The organism is Bacillus sp. cl95 (assembly GCF_900115925.1).
Lineage (GTDB): Bacteria > Bacillota > Bacilli > Bacillales > Cytobacillaceae > Neobacillus_A.
Window position 1 is genome coordinate 220,942 of sequence record NZ_FOYF01000002.1, and the last position, 15,769, is coordinate 236,710.

At 39.9% G+C, this 15,769-nt stretch carries 13 protein-coding genes and 1 tRNA gene; 13 read left to right on the forward strand and 1 reads right to left on the reverse strand.

Going from position 1 to position 15,769, the window contains the following annotated elements; all coding sequences use genetic code 11:
• Position 1 precedes the first annotated feature (1 nt).
• The 9 genes from BMZ31_RS06325 (at position 2) to yihA (ending at position 10,492) form a co-directional block, all read left to right on the forward strand.
• A complete protein-coding gene (locus BMZ31_RS06325) occupies positions 2–607 on the forward strand; it encodes an XTP/dITP diphosphatase (RefSeq protein ID WP_090830883.1) in 606 nt (201 codons plus the stop codon).
• A gap of 2 nt (positions 608–609) precedes the next feature.
• Positions 610–1,128: a metallophosphoesterase gene (locus tag BMZ31_RS06330; protein ID WP_090830884.1), complete on the forward strand. Its 519-nt coding sequence runs from the start codon at positions 610–612 to the stop codon at positions 1,126–1,128.
• 146 nt (positions 1,129–1,274) lie between these two features.
• Positions 1,275–1,348 (forward strand) — tRNA-Arg (locus tag BMZ31_RS06335).
• A gap of 144 nt (positions 1,349–1,492) precedes the next feature.
• Positions 1,493–2,530 (forward strand): tetratricopeptide repeat protein, encoded by a 1,038-nt coding sequence (locus tag BMZ31_RS06340; RefSeq protein ID WP_090830885.1) that lies wholly within the window; start codon positions 1,493–1,495, stop codon positions 2,528–2,530.
• 149 nt (positions 2,531–2,679) lie between these two features.
• Complete coding sequence (gene tig / locus BMZ31_RS06345; RefSeq protein ID WP_090830886.1) at positions 2,680–3,957, forward strand: trigger factor; 1,278 nt, start codon at positions 2,680–2,682, stop codon at positions 3,955–3,957.
• 386 nt (positions 3,958–4,343) lie between these two features.
• A complete protein-coding gene (gene clpX, locus BMZ31_RS06350) occupies positions 4,344–5,609 on the forward strand; it encodes an ATP-dependent protease ATP-binding subunit ClpX (protein WP_090830887.1) in 1,266 nt (421 codons plus the stop codon).
• A gap of 163 nt (positions 5,610–5,772) precedes the next feature.
• A complete protein-coding gene (gene lonB / locus BMZ31_RS06355; protein ID WP_090830888.1) occupies positions 5,773–7,440 on the forward strand; it encodes an ATP-dependent protease LonB in 1,668 nt (555 codons plus the stop codon).
• Between the two features lie 143 nt (positions 7,441–7,583).
• The gene (gene lon / locus BMZ31_RS06360) at positions 7,584–9,911 is read left to right on the forward strand and encodes an endopeptidase La (protein WP_090830889.1); all 2,328 of its coding nucleotides are present in this window, start codon (positions 7,584–7,586) and stop codon (positions 9,909–9,911) included.
• A complete protein-coding gene (yihA, locus tag BMZ31_RS06365; RefSeq protein WP_090830890.1) occupies positions 9,908–10,492 on the forward strand; it encodes a ribosome biogenesis GTP-binding protein YihA/YsxC in 585 nt (194 codons plus the stop codon). Before lon ends, yihA begins: the two co-directional genes overlap by 4 nt.
• A gap of 530 nt (positions 10,493–11,022) precedes the next feature.
• Here the strand turns inward: yihA and BMZ31_RS06370 are convergent.
• The gene (locus BMZ31_RS06370) at positions 11,023–11,508 is read right to left on the reverse strand and encodes a LiaI-LiaF-like domain-containing protein (protein ID WP_090830891.1); all 486 of its coding nucleotides are present in this window, start codon (positions 11,506–11,508) and stop codon (positions 11,023–11,025) included.
• A gap of 273 nt (positions 11,509–11,781) precedes the next feature.
• Between BMZ31_RS06370 and hemA the strand changes: the two genes are divergently transcribed.
• Genes hemA through BMZ31_RS06390 form a run of 4 tightly spaced genes read left to right on the forward strand, consistent with a single transcriptional unit; the run spans position 11,782 to position 15,702 of the window.
• The gene (gene hemA / locus BMZ31_RS06375; protein WP_090830892.1) at positions 11,782–13,128 is read left to right on the forward strand and encodes a glutamyl-tRNA reductase; all 1,347 of its coding nucleotides are present in this window, start codon (positions 11,782–11,784) and stop codon (positions 13,126–13,128) included.
• Positions 13,129–13,142: 14 nt separating this feature from the next.
• A complete protein-coding gene (locus tag BMZ31_RS06380) occupies positions 13,143–13,976 on the forward strand; it encodes a cytochrome C assembly family protein (RefSeq protein WP_090830893.1) in 834 nt (277 codons plus the stop codon).
• A 20-nt stretch (positions 13,977–13,996) separates the two neighbouring features.
• Positions 13,997–14,929, forward strand: a complete 933-nt coding sequence (gene hemC / locus BMZ31_RS06385) for a hydroxymethylbilane synthase (RefSeq protein WP_090830894.1) — start codon at positions 13,997–13,999, stop codon at positions 14,927–14,929.
• Complete coding sequence (locus BMZ31_RS06390) at positions 14,929–15,702, forward strand: uroporphyrinogen-III synthase (protein WP_090830895.1); 774 nt, start codon at positions 14,929–14,931, stop codon at positions 15,700–15,702. The genes hemC and BMZ31_RS06390 overlap by 1 nt, the downstream gene beginning before the upstream one ends.
• Positions 15,703–15,769 lie beyond the last annotated feature (67 nt).

The window sequence follows — 15,769 nt, forward strand, 5'->3', positions numbered from 1 at the left end:
TTTGAAAGAAGTAATCATTGCTACAAAAAACATCGGGAAAGCAAAAGAGTTTGAGGCGATTTTTGCTCCTTATGACATAAAGGTGCTCACTTTGCTTGATTTTCCTGAAATCGAGGATGTAGAAGAAACTGGTGCTACTTTCGAAGAAAATGCCATCATCAAAGCAGAAAGCATTGCTTTGAAATTGGATAAAATGGTGATTGGCGATGATTCTGGATTAATCATCGATGCATTGGATGGTAGGCCGGGAATTTATTCGGCAAGGTATGCTGGCCTTCAAAAAAATGATGAAGATAACATAGACAAAGTTTTACAGGAACTTGCTCATGTTCCCGCTCAACAGCGTCAAGCCCGTTTTTACTGTGCCCTAGCTGTTTCTGCTCCCAATGAAGAATCTTTTACGGTGTCAGGAACTTGTGAAGGGGAAATCTTATTTAAACGCAGAGGAACGAACGGCTTTGGGTATGACCCCATCTTTTTTGTGAAAGAAAAGGGTAAGGCCATGGCGGAGCTGACAAAAGAGGAAAAAAATCAAATTAGTCATAGAGCCAACGCCTTGAAGAAGTTAGCTTCGAAAATGCAGACTCTTCTTGGAGAGGCGAATTAATTGTGAAAATCCTCATACTTAGCGATAGTCATGGAGATGTCGAAAGTTTAGCGAAGATAAAAAATCAGTATGTTCATTCTGTAGATATGATGATTCATTGCGGTGATTCAGAGCTAGATGCACAAAGCGAAGTAATGGAAGGCTTCAAAGCGGTAAGAGGTAACTGTGATTATGATGGAAGATATCCGAAAGAAACAATTGAAAAATGTGGGGGTATAACTTTTTATGCCACACACGGACACCTTCATTCGGTCAAAACCACTCTAATGAATTTGTATTATCGTGCAAAAGAAGTAGAAGCTAATGTTGTTTGTTTTGGCCATTCGCACATCCTTGGCGTCGAAATGATTGAAGGCATCCTGTTTATTAACCCAGGAAGCATACTATTGCCGAGAAAGCGAATCGAAAAAACGTATGTGTTACTAGAAGTCGAAAACGACAAAGCAATCGTGAAAATCTTTGAAGTAGATGGAACCGAACTTGTCGAATTAGAAAGAGAATTTACACTACCGCTTTCATGAATGAGACAGTATAATCAAAGGGGAGGAAATTTTTCTCCTCTTTGGAAAAATAATTTAAAATAATGTGTTGACTTTTAAATGTTAGCCTAATATAATAAAACTTGTCGCTGGAACGTTATAAGAAAGCGAAACATAAATAATACCATGTCCCAGTAGCTCAGCTGGATAGAGCAACGCCCTTCTAAGGCGTCGGTCGGGAGTTCGAATCTCTCCTGGGACGTCCCAAAAAACCCGCTTATTATAAGCGGGTTTTTTTCTGTCTATAAAAGATAATTTGTACATGCTAATGATAGTGTATTCTTGCGCTTTTCTGTTTTGAAATGCTAAACTATTTTTCAACAATATGCTTAAGGGCGGTTTTTTTATGAAAAAACGGGCACGTGTCCGCCGTGATGACAATCTCATCATTTTTCCTGACTTAGAGAAACGGCTGACAGAAAAAGGACTTGAAAGCCTGCAAAAGAAAAATTTCAATGAAGCGGTCGGTTATTTTGAAGATGCCAAGGAAATGGATCCCGAGAATGCTGATACCCTTATCGGGCTAGTACTTGCCTATTTCGAAGCTGGTAAACTGCAAGATGCTCGTAGTCTTGCAAAGGATATGCTTTATAAGGGCATTGGGGACTATTTTCAAATGGTCGATCTCTATGTCATGATTCTAATCCAACTTCATGAATATGAAGAAGTGGTACATACGGTAGGGGCATTATTGGAGGAAAAAGAAATTCCCCCTGAAAAAGCTGAGCATTTTCGCACGATTTTGCAATTCAGTAAGAAAATGGTGGACAATAAGACTTTTGATGATCAAGATGATTATCGTGATAAACTTGAAACAGAAACGAAACTTGATTCTTTTAACTTATTTGCCTATCAAGATCCGAAGGAACAAATGCTCCTTGTAGCGAAATTATCAACACAGAATATTCGCCCGTATGTGGAAGAAATAAAATCTTATCTAGCTTCTGAGTCAGGACATCCATTTTTAAAAACAATGCTTTTAAATGTTCTGAAAGAGCAAGAATACGATCGGGAAGTAGAAGTCACTAAGCTTGGGGTAAAACAAGTGGTTTTACCGACTGAAATGTCAGATATTCAAGGGCAGGAAAAACAAATTGAATTAACGTCCAAGTTGGGAGAATTTCTCGAGCACGATGATCCGGTTCTTTTTGAAAATATAAAGAGTTTGGTTGAGAGGCATTTCTTTTTGATGTATCCTTTTGATATGAATCCTTCAGACTCTGGAGCATGGGCGGCTGCCTATCATTTTACGGCAAATGAATACCATGGGATGGATACGGATGCCGAGCAATTAGTAACACAATATGGAACTTCTGAGGCTGATTTTCTGAAAGCGAAGGAGCAAATTCAGCTAATTGAAGAAATTTCTTACCCGATAATATAGTGTTATTCTTGAAAGACAATAAACCTATGTTATAATGTAGTGGTTGTAATATGTGTATAAAACATATAACTGAAATACGAAGTGCTGGACAAGGTGTTTATTTCATTTCGTATAATGAAAATGAGAATAGATTGTTGGAGGGAAATAGTATGTCTGCAAAGTGGGAAAAATTAGAAGGGAACCGTGGGGTCCTGACTATTGAAGTAAGTGCTGAAAAAGTTTCTGAAGGCTTAGACTCTGCTTTCAAAAAAGTTGTACAACAAGTTAACGTTCCTGGTTTCCGTAAAGGTAAAATGCCAAGACAAATGTTCGAAAAGCGTTTCGGTGTAGAAGCACTTTATCAAGATGCTCTTGATTTCATTCTTCCAGAAGCATATGCAAGTGCAATCGACGAAGTTGGTATCGAGCCAGTAGATCGCCCTGAGATCGACGTTGAACAAATGGAAAAAGGCAAAGAGTTAGTTTTCAAAGCTACTGTAACGGTAAAGCCTGAAGTTAAATTAGGCGACTACAAAGGTATCGAAGTAGAAGCGTTGAATACTGAAGTAACTGAGGAAGATGTTGAAAATGAATTAAAAACTCTTCAAGACCGTCAAGCTGAACTTGCTATTAAAGAAGATGGCAAAGCTGAAAACGGCGATACAGTAACAATCGATTTCGAAGGATTCGTTGATGGAGTTGCATTCGAAGGTGGAAAAGCTGAGAACTATTCTTTAGAATTAGGTTCTAACTCTTTCATCCCTGGCTTTGAAGACCAATTAGTTGGTACTGTTGCTGGCGAATCTAAAGACGTTGAAGTTTCTTTCCCAGAGGAATACCATGCTGCTGAACTAGCTGGAAAGCCTGCTGTTTTCAAAGTAACTGTACACGAAATCAAAGGTAAGCAACTTCCTGAACTTGATGACGAGTTTGCTAAAGATGTAGACGAAGAAGTAGAATCTTTGGCTGCACTTAAAGAAAAAATCAAAGCTCGTTTAGAAGAAAGCAAAAAGCATGAAGCTGAGCACCACTTACGTGACTCTGTAGTGGAAACTGCTGCTAAGAATGCTGAAATCGACCTTCCATCTGTAATGGTTGACACTGAAATCGACCGCATGATGAAAGAATTCGAACAACGTCTTCAAATGCAAGGCATGAACTTAGACCTTTACTTCCAATTCTCTGGTCAAGATCAAAACGCTCTTCGTGAGCAAATGAAGCAAGAAGCGGAAAACCGCGTTCGTGTTAACTTGACTCTTGAAGCAATCGCTAAAGCAGAGAACCTTGAAGTAACTGACGAAGAAGTAACTGCTGAGCTTGAAAAAATGGCTGAAATGTACAATATGACTGTAGAGAATATCCAACAAGCTCTTGGAAACCTTGAAGGTCTTAAAGGTGATCTTCAACTTAAAAAAGCTGTTGATTTCCTAGTAGAAAACAAGAAATAATTTGTGTTTAAATAGGAACAAGGCGCGATTTATTCGTGCCTTGTTTTATAACATATAAGAAGTACATATACTCCAAATACATATACTTAATTTTTTGTGAATTGACTTAATTTCTTCAATAATGGTTAAGCTTAATGAGTACATAACTTTCTTAACAACGCGGATGATATAAGAATAATACGAGTGAAAATATTTTTTCAGCAACACTATTGGGCGATACATAGCATAAAGTGTTTAAGAGTTATCATTTCCGGTTAATGGCTATAATGTGTTACAATGCAATACATAACGCTGAAAGATTTTTACAAAAGGCTCTTATTATTATGATTTTTTCATGATCCGCAGCTTTAAAATATTGTGTAGACGTTTTCCAAGGGGTGAAAATATTGTTCAAATTTAATGATGAAAAAGGGCAATTAAAATGTTCGTTTTGTGGAAAAACACAAGATCAAGTACGTAAGTTAGTTGCCGGACCTGGTGTATATATATGTGATGAATGCATCGAATTGTGCACTGAGATTGTTGAAGAAGAGCTTGGTACTGAAGAAGAAGTTGAGTTTAAGGATGTTCCGAAACCGAAGGAAATCCGTGATATTCTCGACGAGTATGTAATCGGACAAGAGCAAGCAAAGAAATCTCTATCTGTTGCTGTTTACAATCACTACAAGCGTATTAATTCGAACAGTAAGATCGATGATGTTGAACTTTCAAAAAGTAACATCGCAATGATTGGGCCTACTGGTAGCGGTAAAACGTTATTGGCTCAAACTTTGGCTCGTATCCTTAATGTGCCATTTGCGATTGCTGATGCAACATCATTGACTGAAGCAGGTTACGTGGGTGAAGATGTTGAGAACATTCTTCTAAAGCTTATCCAAGCTGCAGATTATGATGTAGAAAAGGCTGAAAAGGGAATCATTTATATCGATGAAATCGATAAAATTGCCCGTAAGTCTGAAAATCCGTCCATCACAAGAGATGTTTCGGGTGAAGGTGTTCAGCAGGCACTTCTTAAGATTCTTGAAGGTACGGTTGCTAGTGTTCCTCCACAAGGTGGAAGAAAGCATCCACATCAAGAATTCATTCAAATCGATACGACGAATATCTTATTTATCTGTGGTGGTGCATTTGATGGTATCGAACCGATCATCAAGCGCCGTCTTGGACAGAAGGTAATCGGATTTGGTTCTGATGTGAAACAACAGGATATCAGCCAAAAAGAACTTCTTTCAAAAGTATTGCCTGAAGACTTACTTCGTTTCGGATTAATTCCGGAATTCATCGGTCGTCTTCCGGTAATCGCAAGCTTAGAGCAATTGGACGAATCTGCCTTGATCGAAATCTTGACAAAGCCGAAAAATGCTCTAGTGAAGCAATATCAAAAAATGCTAGAACTAGATGATGTCGAGCTTGAGTTCGAAGATGGCGCACTTGAGGAAATTGCTAAGAAAGCAATCGAACGTAAAACAGGTGCACGTGGACTTCGCTCAATTATTGAAGGCATCATGCTAGATGTCATGTTTGACCTCCCTTCACGTGATGACATTACGAAATGTGTAATCACAAAAGAAACGGTCGCTGATAATAGTGTTCCAAAACTAGTACTAGAAGATGGTACAGTAGTGGAAGAAGAACGTAAAACTTCTGCATAAAAAGGCGCTGCTTACTCTTTTAGAGTAGTGGTTAGAATAAGAATGAGGTTGTCTCCATCTCTTGGGGGCAACCTCATTTTATTTCTTCTACTTTCCTGTTTATTAGACTTCCATGAAGGAAATACTACCATATAAAGATTGGTAAAGATCAGGAGGGAACAGGATGAGTTGGACGGGGATTGCCTTATTTATACAGCTATTTTTCGGCATCATCATAGGTCTGTATTTTTGGAATTTATTAAGGAATCAAAGAACGCAAAAAATATCCATCGACAAAGAATCTCGAAAAGAAATGGATCAGCTTCGAAAAATGAGATCGCTTTCTTTAACCGAACCGCTTTCAGAAAAGGTGAGACCGTCAACATTTAAAGAAATTGTTGGTCAACAGGACGGGATAAAAGCTTTAAAGGCAGCTCTATGTGGACCTAATCCACAACATGTCATCATATATGGACCCCCGGGTGTAGGGAAAACTGCAGCCGCTCGACTTGTGTTAGAGGAAGCGAAAAAGAATCCTAAAAGTCCTTTTCAATCATCATCCGTTTTTGTGGAATTGGATGCCACGACGGCACGATTCGACGAAAGAGGAATTGCTGACCCATTAATTGGTTCTGTTCACGACCCTATCTACCAAGGTGCAGGAGCAATGGGACAAGCGGGAATTCCGCAGCCAAAGCAAGGTGCTGTGACGAATGCACATGGCGGTGTTTTATTTATTGATGAAATTGGAGAACTTCATCATATTCAGATGAATAAATTGCTCAAAGTGCTCGAAGATCGTAAGGTCGTTTTAGAGAGTGCGTATTATCATGAAGAGAATCCGCAAATTCCTTCACATATTCATGATATTTTTCAAAATGGACTGCCTGCTGATTTCAGATTAATTGGTGCTACGACAAGGACGCCAAGTGAAATTCCGCCAGCTATCCGCTCCCGTTGTATGGAAGTGTTTTTTCGTGAGTTGAATCAGGAAGAGATTTCTGCAATTGCCAAGAATGCCGCAGAAAAAGTCGGAATGGTTATTCATGAAACAGGCTTAAACACACTGGCTGAATATGCGAGAAATGGCCGTGAAGCTGTGAACATGGTTCAAATTGCAACTGGACTTGCTATTACAGAAGATCGAAATTATATAAAAGATGAAGACATTGAATGGGTAATCCATTCGAGTCAATTGACTCCGAGAATGGAGAAGAAAATCAATGCTGAATCAACCATTGGTCTCGTCAATGGACTTGCCGTCTACGGTCCGAATTCAGGGGCCCTGCTTGAAATTGAAGTGACAGTCATTCCAGCTAAAGATAAAGGAAGCATCAATATTACCGGTATTGTCGAGGAAGAGAGTATCGGAGACCGGGGCAAGTCGGTAAGAAGGAAAAGTATGGCAAGAGGTTCCATCGAGAACGTCATTACGGTGCTTCGTTCCATGGGAGTACCGGCAAATGATTTTGACATACATGTGAATTTCCCCGGTGGAGTGCCGATTGATGGACCTTCCGCAGGTATTGCCATGGCCACAGGCATTTACTCGGCGATTTATGAAATTCCAATTGACAATACAATTGCTATGACAGGCGAAATCAGCATTCATGGAAATGTAAAGCCGATTGGCGGCGTATTCCCTAAGGTGAAGGCTGCTAAAAGAGCAGGAGCTAAAACCGTCATCATCCCTGAGGAAAACATGCAAAGCTTGTTGAATGAGGTAGAAGGAATCAGGATCATTCCTGTTTCAAATTTGAACCAAGTGTTTGATGTCGCTTTGAAAAAGGAATTTCCTTTGAAAAAGGTTGTTCCGGTTTCTGTTGAAATTTCAAAGAAGGAAAGCATTTAGCATTCAAAAGCTCCGGTGTGCTATTTTTTGAATGGCGCGCTGGAGTTTCTGTATTTATAGACACTTTTTCACAAATAAGATAGAATTGTACAAAGACTCTTCTTGTTGTCCTATAAATGAATTGCATTTGGAGGTGCAAGTTTATGACGAATACGAAAGAAATCATCGTCCCCCTCCTGCCGCTTCGAGGTTTGCTTGTTTATCCGACTATGGTGCTACATTTGGATGTTGGCCGTGAAAAATCGGTTCAAGCTCTTGAAAAAGCGATGGTAGATGACCATTTAATCTTTTTGACTACTCAAAAGGATATTTCAATAGACGATCCGACAGAGGATGATTTATATCATATCGGAACGCTCACAAAGGTTAAGCAGATGCTTAAGCTTCCGAATGGAACGATCCGTGTTCTTGTTGAAGGCTTAAACCGTGCTAAGATTACTACCTTTTATGACGAGGAAGATTTCTATACAGTCAGTATTCAAGCTCATGAAGAAAGCGATGAGAAGGATGTTGAAGACCAAGCCTTGATGAGAACGATGCTTGATTATTTTGAACAGTACATAAAGCTTTCGAAAAAAATCTCTGCAGAAACCTATTCATCAGTTTCTGACATCGAAGAACCAGGCAGAATGGCGGATATTATTTCATCTCACTTGCCATTAAAGTTGAAAGAAAAGCAAGAAATTCTTGAAACGTACAATGTAAAAGAGCGCATGCAACGCGTCATTGATATCATTCATAATGAAAAAGAAGTCCTCAATCTTGAAAAGAAGATTGGTCAGCGTGTCAAAAAGTCAATGGAGCGAACGCAAAAGGAATATTATTTGCGTGAGCAAATGAAGGCGATCCAGAAGGAACTTGGAGACAAAGAAGGAAAAACGGGTGAAATTGCTGAACTCACTGACAAGATTGAACTAGCAGGCATGCCTGATCATGTAAAGGAAACGGCATTCAAAGAATTGGATCGTTATGAAAAGGTACCGTCCAGTTCTGCTGAGAGTGCGGTCATCCGTAATTATATTGAATGGCTGTTGTCAATTCCTTGGAATAAGAAGACAGATGATAACCTCGATATTCGCAGAGCTGAGAAAGTACTGAATCAAGATCATTACGGACTTGAAAAAGTAAAAGAACGTGTTCTTGAATATTTAGCGGTTCAAAAATTGACGAATTCTCTAAGAGGGCCAATTCTTTGTCTTGCTGGACCTCCAGGGGTAGGGAAAACGAGCTTAGCCCGTTCGATTGCATCGTCCTTGAACCGAAACTTTGTGAGAATTTCTCTCGGTGGTGTGAGGGATGAATCTGAAATTCGTGGTCATCGCCGTACATATGTCGGAGCAATGCCCGGCAGAATCATTCAAGGGATGAAAAAGGCTGGTACGATTAACCCCGTGTTCCTATTGGATGAGATTGATAAGATGGCAAGTGATTTCCGCGGAGATCCTTCGGCGGCAATGCTGGAAGTACTTGATCCCGAGCAAAATCATAGCTTTAGTGACCATTACATTGAAGAAACATACGATTTATCAAAGGTAATGTTTATTGCTACAGCTAATAACCTGTCAACCATTCCAGGCCCTTTAAGGGACCGCATGGAAATCATTACGATTGCGGGTTACACTGAGCTTGAGAAAGTTCATATTACGAAAGATCATTTGCTTCCAAAACAAATAAGTGAAAATGGATTGTCTAAAGGTACATTGCAAGTCAGGGACGATGCCATTCTAAAAATTGTCCGCTATTACACTCGTGAATCTGGTGTACGTAGTCTAGAAAGACAAATGGCAACGATTTGCAGAAAGACAGCCAAAATCATTGTTTCAGGTGAAAAGAAAAAGGTCGTCATTACTGAAAAGAATGTCGAGGAATTCCTAGGAAAACCTCAATTCAGATACGGTCAAGCGGAACTTGAAGACCAAGTCGGTGTAGCAACTGGTTTGGCTTATACAACGGTTGGCGGAGATACCCTTCAGATTGAAGTGTCCCTATCACCTGGAAAAGGCAAGCTGGTTTTAACAGGTAAACTAGGTGATGTCATGAAGGAGTCAGCGCAAGCTGCTTTTAGCTATATTCGTTCTAAAACGAAAGAACTGGGTATCGATGATAACTTCCATGAGAAGCATGATATCCATATCCATGTTCCCGAAGGTGCCGTTCCTAAAGATGGTCCTTCCGCCGGAATCACAATGGCGACAGCCCTTGTGTCCGCCTTAACTGGAAAGCCAATCCGCAAGGAAGTTGGAATGACCGGTGAGATTACTTTGCGCGGAAGAGTGCTGCCGATTGGCGGTTTGAAAGAAAAATCACTGAGCGCACATCGTGCAGGTTTGAAGAAAATCATCCTGCCAAGAGATAACGAAAAGGATATTGATGATATCCCGGAAAGCGTTCGAAATGAAATGGAGTTTGTTTTAGTGTCACATGTAGATGAAGTATTGAAACACGCCCTTGTTGGTGGTGAAGAGCAATGAAGGTAACAAGTTCAGAGATTGTCATTAGTGCGGTTAGACCAGCACAATACCCTGAAACCGATTTTCCAGAGTTCGCCTTAGCAGGTCGCTCTAACGTTGGAAAATCATCATTTATCAATAAAATCTTAAATAGAAAGGCGCTTGCCAGAATTTCCTCTAAACCAGGAAAAACGCAAACGCTCAACTTCTATCTTATCAATGAAAATATTCACTTTGTGGATGTTCCTGGTTACGGATATGCGAAAGTGTCCAAGAAGGAACGTGAAGCATGGGGGAAAATGATTGAAACGTACTTCACAACAAGGGAGCAGCTTCTAGCTGTCGTATTGATTGTAGATTTACGACATCCGCCTACGAAAGACGATATCATGATGTATGATTTCCTTAAGCATCATGGAATTCCTTGCATTATTATTGCTACCAAAGCCGATAAAATCCCTAGAGGGAAATGGCAGAAGCATTTGAAAGTAACAAAAGAGACACTTGATCTCGATCCAGATGATCGAATTGTCATTTTCTCTTCTGAAACGGGCGAAGGAAAAGACGAAGTTTGGTCTGTTTTGAAGAGTTTTATGAAGTAAGTGGAAAAGGAGCCTAATTTGGGCTCCTTTTCTTTTATCAGGTTTCGCTCTGCAAGATGTTTGAAGGATTGTGTTAACAATTCGGTTATTTAGTGAAAGGCAGTGTAAAAGCTCAGTATTGTTTCTTGAATTATGTTGATTGGAGTGGAAGGCGCTTGACTCCTTGGGGATTAGCGTTACAGGCGAGACCCCGCAGGAGCGAAAGCGACGAGGAGGCTCGGCGAACGCCCCCAGGAAAGCAAGTGACTGGAACGGAAATCAAAAGACATGTTTAACAGAGCCTAGTGAAAAAATCAAATTCATTATGGAGCTAGAATACTGGTGTAACCTAAAATTTTCCTTTTACATTTCAATCTTGCAAAACGGAAACAGATTCTTGCGAAAAAGGACCGTAATCTTGCGGAAGTCGGACGTATTCTTGCGATACGTGACAATCTTGCGAAAATCAAAAAAACAGTGAATCGTCCAATATCCAGACAAAAGAGCCAGCATATTAATGATGCTGGCTCTAAGGTTACAGTCTAAAATAGTTATTTTTTCTTTATGAATAACAGATAAACACCAACCAAAATCAGAACGGCAGGCCAAAACTTCCAAACGAGATTTACATTCGATTCTAGAACACCAAACCAATTAGCCATCTTGTCATAAAATAGCAGTAAAATGGCCAATACTAGGAAAAGAATACCTTGTAGAAATCCGTTCCCAGTTTTCTGGTGTCTTAAAAAGAAGCCAAGTGCAATGATGAGGATGAAAGTACCAATGTGATCAGGCCAAATTTCAAAACGGTTTACAACGTGAAAATGAACACCAAACCCAAGCAAAATGACACCTGGCAGGATCGCCTCATAATCTTTGCCTAAGTATCCTTGTCCTAAAAAAGCGAGACCAACTATGATCAATAGGGTAGGCCACGTATAGAACTGTTGGAAAATCGTTATGCCGGATTGCTGTAGAAAAAAGTAAGCTCCAAATCCAATAAGAGTAATTCCAGGGAAAAATTTTTGGTTTTTCATGAAAAACACCACTTCCAGTAAGGTTCACTTGAATCTATCTAAAATTTTTGGTACTGTACATAGGGAAGTAATTGTCGATAAATGCGAAAATGGGACTAGTTCTATCGTCTATATCGCATTCTATCATATGTAAATAAAAATGAGCGATAAACTCGCTTTTGCTAAATATATTATCACATGTTTCGTTTTCTGTTCACATTTTTTGGGCAAAAAGATAATGAAGCCATGATATAATAGCTATGCAATTTTTAATTAAGGGGTGTAACTTTAAAAATGCATATATTAGTGGTCGGTCTTAACTATAAAACTGCCCCTGTCGAAATCCGCGAACGGCTGACATTTGATCCCTCACAACTAGGGGATGCAATGCAGAAGCTGCAATCGAAAAAAAGCATACTTGAAAATGTGATTATTTCTACTTGTAACCGCACGGAAATCTATGCAGTTGTAGACCAGTTGCATACTGGTCGTTACTATATAAAAGAATTTCTATCTGAATGGTTTGATTTAGAACAAACAGATTTTTCTCCTTTCCTATTCATTTATGAAGAGGATGGTGCAATCGAACACTTATTCAATGTATCTTGCGGACTGAACTCAATGATTCTAGGTGAAACGCAAATTCTTGGTCAAGTTCGTTCAAGCTTCTTGTTAGGACAAGAGAAGAAAACAACAGGAACAGTATTTAACCACCTTTTCAAGCAAGCCATCACGTTGGCAAAGCGCGGCCATTCCGAAACAGATATCGGTGCAAATGCCGTTTCGGTAAGTTATGCTGCCGTCGAATTGGCAAAGAAAATTTTTGGTTCGCTCGAGAAGAAGCATGTCCTTATTCTCGGTGCAGGGAAAATGGGTGAATTAGCAATCCAGAACCTTCACAGCAATGGTGCTAAAAAAGTGACGGTCATAAACCGTACTTTTGAAAAAGCTCATGGTCTTGCTTCTCGTTTTGGAGGACAAGCAAAAACATTGGAAGAGTTACAGTGTGCGCTGATCGAAGCCGATATCCTCATTAGTTCTACTGGTGCAAATGGATTCGTCATTACTAAGGAAATGGTGCAAAATGTCGATAAATTGAGAAAAGGCAAGCCTCTTTTCATGGTCGATATTGCCGTACCGCGTGACTTAGATCCAAAACTTGCAGATTTAGAGAATGTCTTTTTATATGATATTGATGATCTTGAGGGTATTGTTCAAGCAAACCTTCAGGAACGAAAAAAGGCTGCTGCAAAAATCAGCTTAATGATAGAAGCGGAGATTGTAGAATTTAAGCAATGGTTGGGTATGCTGGGAGTAGTCCCTGTTATTTCTGCGCTTAGAGAAAAAGCCCTTGCCATCCAAGCAGAGACGATGGAAAGTATCGAGAGAAAGTTAGGGCATCTGAGTGATCGTGATATGAAGCTCTTAAACAAGCACACGAAAAGTATCATCAATCAGATGTTAAAAGATCCTATCCTTCAGGCAAAAGAATTGGCTGCCCGTCCGGACGCTGATCAGGCTTTGGACTTATTTGTAAATATCTTTAATATTAAAGAACTTGTTGAAGCTCAACAAGAATCGAAAGCGGCCGAAACCAAAAAGGAATTGGTTCCATCAAGACAGGCTTCCTTTCAGTCATAAGAGGGGTTCTGGCTATGTTCGATATATATATGACGCGGTTGCACGAACTCACCGTTGTTCTGTATGCCTTAAGCGTCCTTCTATATTTTATTGATTTCCTACAGCATAACCGGAAGGTAAACCAAACTGCCTTCTGGTTACTTGCATTTGTATGGGTTTTACAAACGGTATTTTTATTTCTTTATATGATGAAAACAGGACGTTTCCCGGTACTTACCATTTTTGAGGGATTATACTTCTACGCCTGGATATTGGTGACTCTTTCACTCGGCATCAATCGATTGATGAGGGTTGACTTCTTTGTTTTCTTTACCAATATTCTCGGCTTTATCGTAATGGCCATCCATACGTTTGCTCCCATGCAATTCGAAGAAAACGTGATGGGGGAACAGGTTGTTTCAGAATTACTATTGATACATATAACTATCGCCATATTGTCCTATGGGGCTTTCTCGCTGTCCTGCGTTTTTTCATTGCTATATTTAATCCAGTACGATTCATTGAAGCGTAAAAAATGGGGAGCAAGGCTTTGGCGTATCACCGATCTTACCAAGCTTGATCATATGTCCTACGTATTAAACTTAATCGGTGTTCCTATGCTTATACTGAGTTTGATTTTGGGCTTGCAATGGGCTTTCCTGAAGCTCAACGGCATGCCGTGGTACGATATTAAGATTATCGGCTCTTTCATCGTTTTAACCGCTTACAGCCTTTATTTATATTTGAGGATTAGCAAAGGTTTATCAGGAAAATCCTTAGCGCTATGGAATGCAGCTTCATTTCTAATCGTTTTAATAAACTTCTTTTTATTTGGACAATTATCGTCCTTCCATTTCTGGTATAGGTAAAATTAGGAGGCTCATAAATCATGAGAAAAATCATTGTTGGTTCCCGCAGAAGCAAACTGGCCATTACACAAACAAACTGGGTCATTGACCAATTAAAGAAGCTTGGAGCGCCATTCGAGTTCGAAGTAAAGGAAATTGTAACAAAAGGTGACCGTATCCTTGATGTCACTCTTTCTAAAGTGGGCGGTAAAGGGTTATTCGTAAAAGAAATTGAGCAAGCAATGCTTGATAAAGAAATTGACATGGCTGTCCACAGCATGAAGGATATGCCGGCTGTATTGCCAGAAGGGTTGACAATTGGTTGCATTCCTAAAAGGGAAGATCATAGAGATGCACTTATTTCGAAAGGGCATGTTCCACTTGACCAATTGAAGCAAGGTGCAACGATTGGTACGAGCAGTCTACGACGCAGCGCGCAGCTTCTTGTAAAAAGACCAGACCTGAATATTAAGTGGATTCGCGGGAATGTTGATACTCGTTTAGAAAAACTTGAAAACGAAGATTACGATGCCATCATTTTGGCTGCTGCTGGATTATCACGTTTAGGTTGGACAAGTGATACCGTGACTGAATTTTTGAGTGATGAAGTTTGTGTTCCGGCGGTCGGGCAAGGTGCCTTATCTATTGAATGCCGTGAAGACGATCATGAACTGCTTGCTCTTTTTGAAAAATTCACATGTGAAAATACAAATCGTGCAGTGAGAGCTGAACGTGCGTTCCTTGATAAGATGGAAGGCGGATGTCAAGTTCCAATTGCCGGCTATGCATACATCAACGAACAAGATGACATTGTCTTGACTGCATTGGTTGCTGCCCCAGATGGTTCTGTCGTCTATAAAGAACAATTGACAGGAAAAGACCCAATTGAGCTCGGCATAAAAGCAGCTGACAGCCTGATTGAAAAAGGCGGAAAAGAACTGATTGAAAAGGTAAAGCAGGAGCTTGAGGGGTAATGGAAAAGGAACTTCCTTTGCTTGAAAAAAGGATTCTCATTCCACGAGGGAAGCAACAAGCAAATTCCTTTTCAAAGTTAGTCGAGAAGTTTGGAGGGATTCCTGTAGAAATCCCTCTTCTCGCTTTTCGCCCTATTGAACAGAACGACAGTATACATAAAGCTATACAAAAGTTACCGACGTATAATTGGTTGGTTTTTACCAGTAATGTAACGGTTGAAACATTCTTCTCACTTCTTAATCATCCATCACTGCCAGAAAATATAAAAATAGCAGTGATAGGTGAGCGGACAAAGAAAGTACTTCTTTCAAAAGGAATAGTGGTAGATTTCGTTCCGAAAGAGTATGTAGCGGAAGCTTTTGTGGAAGCATTTTTAACTGAAGTACATCCAGGAGACCGCGTCCTGATTCCTAAGGGGAATTTGGCGAGGGATTATATTGCGGAGGCACTTAGGCAGCAGGGAGCAACTGTTGACGAAGTAATTGTTTATGAGACGTACCTTCCAGACGAAAGCAAGAAGCTACTTGCTGAGAGTTTAGAGGCTAGGAAATTGGATGTGCTTCTTTTTACTAGCCCTTCCACTATCGATCATTTTATGGAAGTTGTCGAGCAGCATCAACTGCATGATAAACTTCAAGAATGTATAATAGGTTGTATAGGGCCTGTCACCCATGACAGAATCACTTCACACAATTTGAACGTACATATAATGCCCGAAAAGTATACAGTAGAAGACTTAGTAGATAGTACGGTTTCTTTTTTTGAAAAATAGGAAAGCAAAAGCATTTCGAAGTTGAAATAGGATTCAGCTTCGAGGCGCTTGCGCTTTTCGATAACGG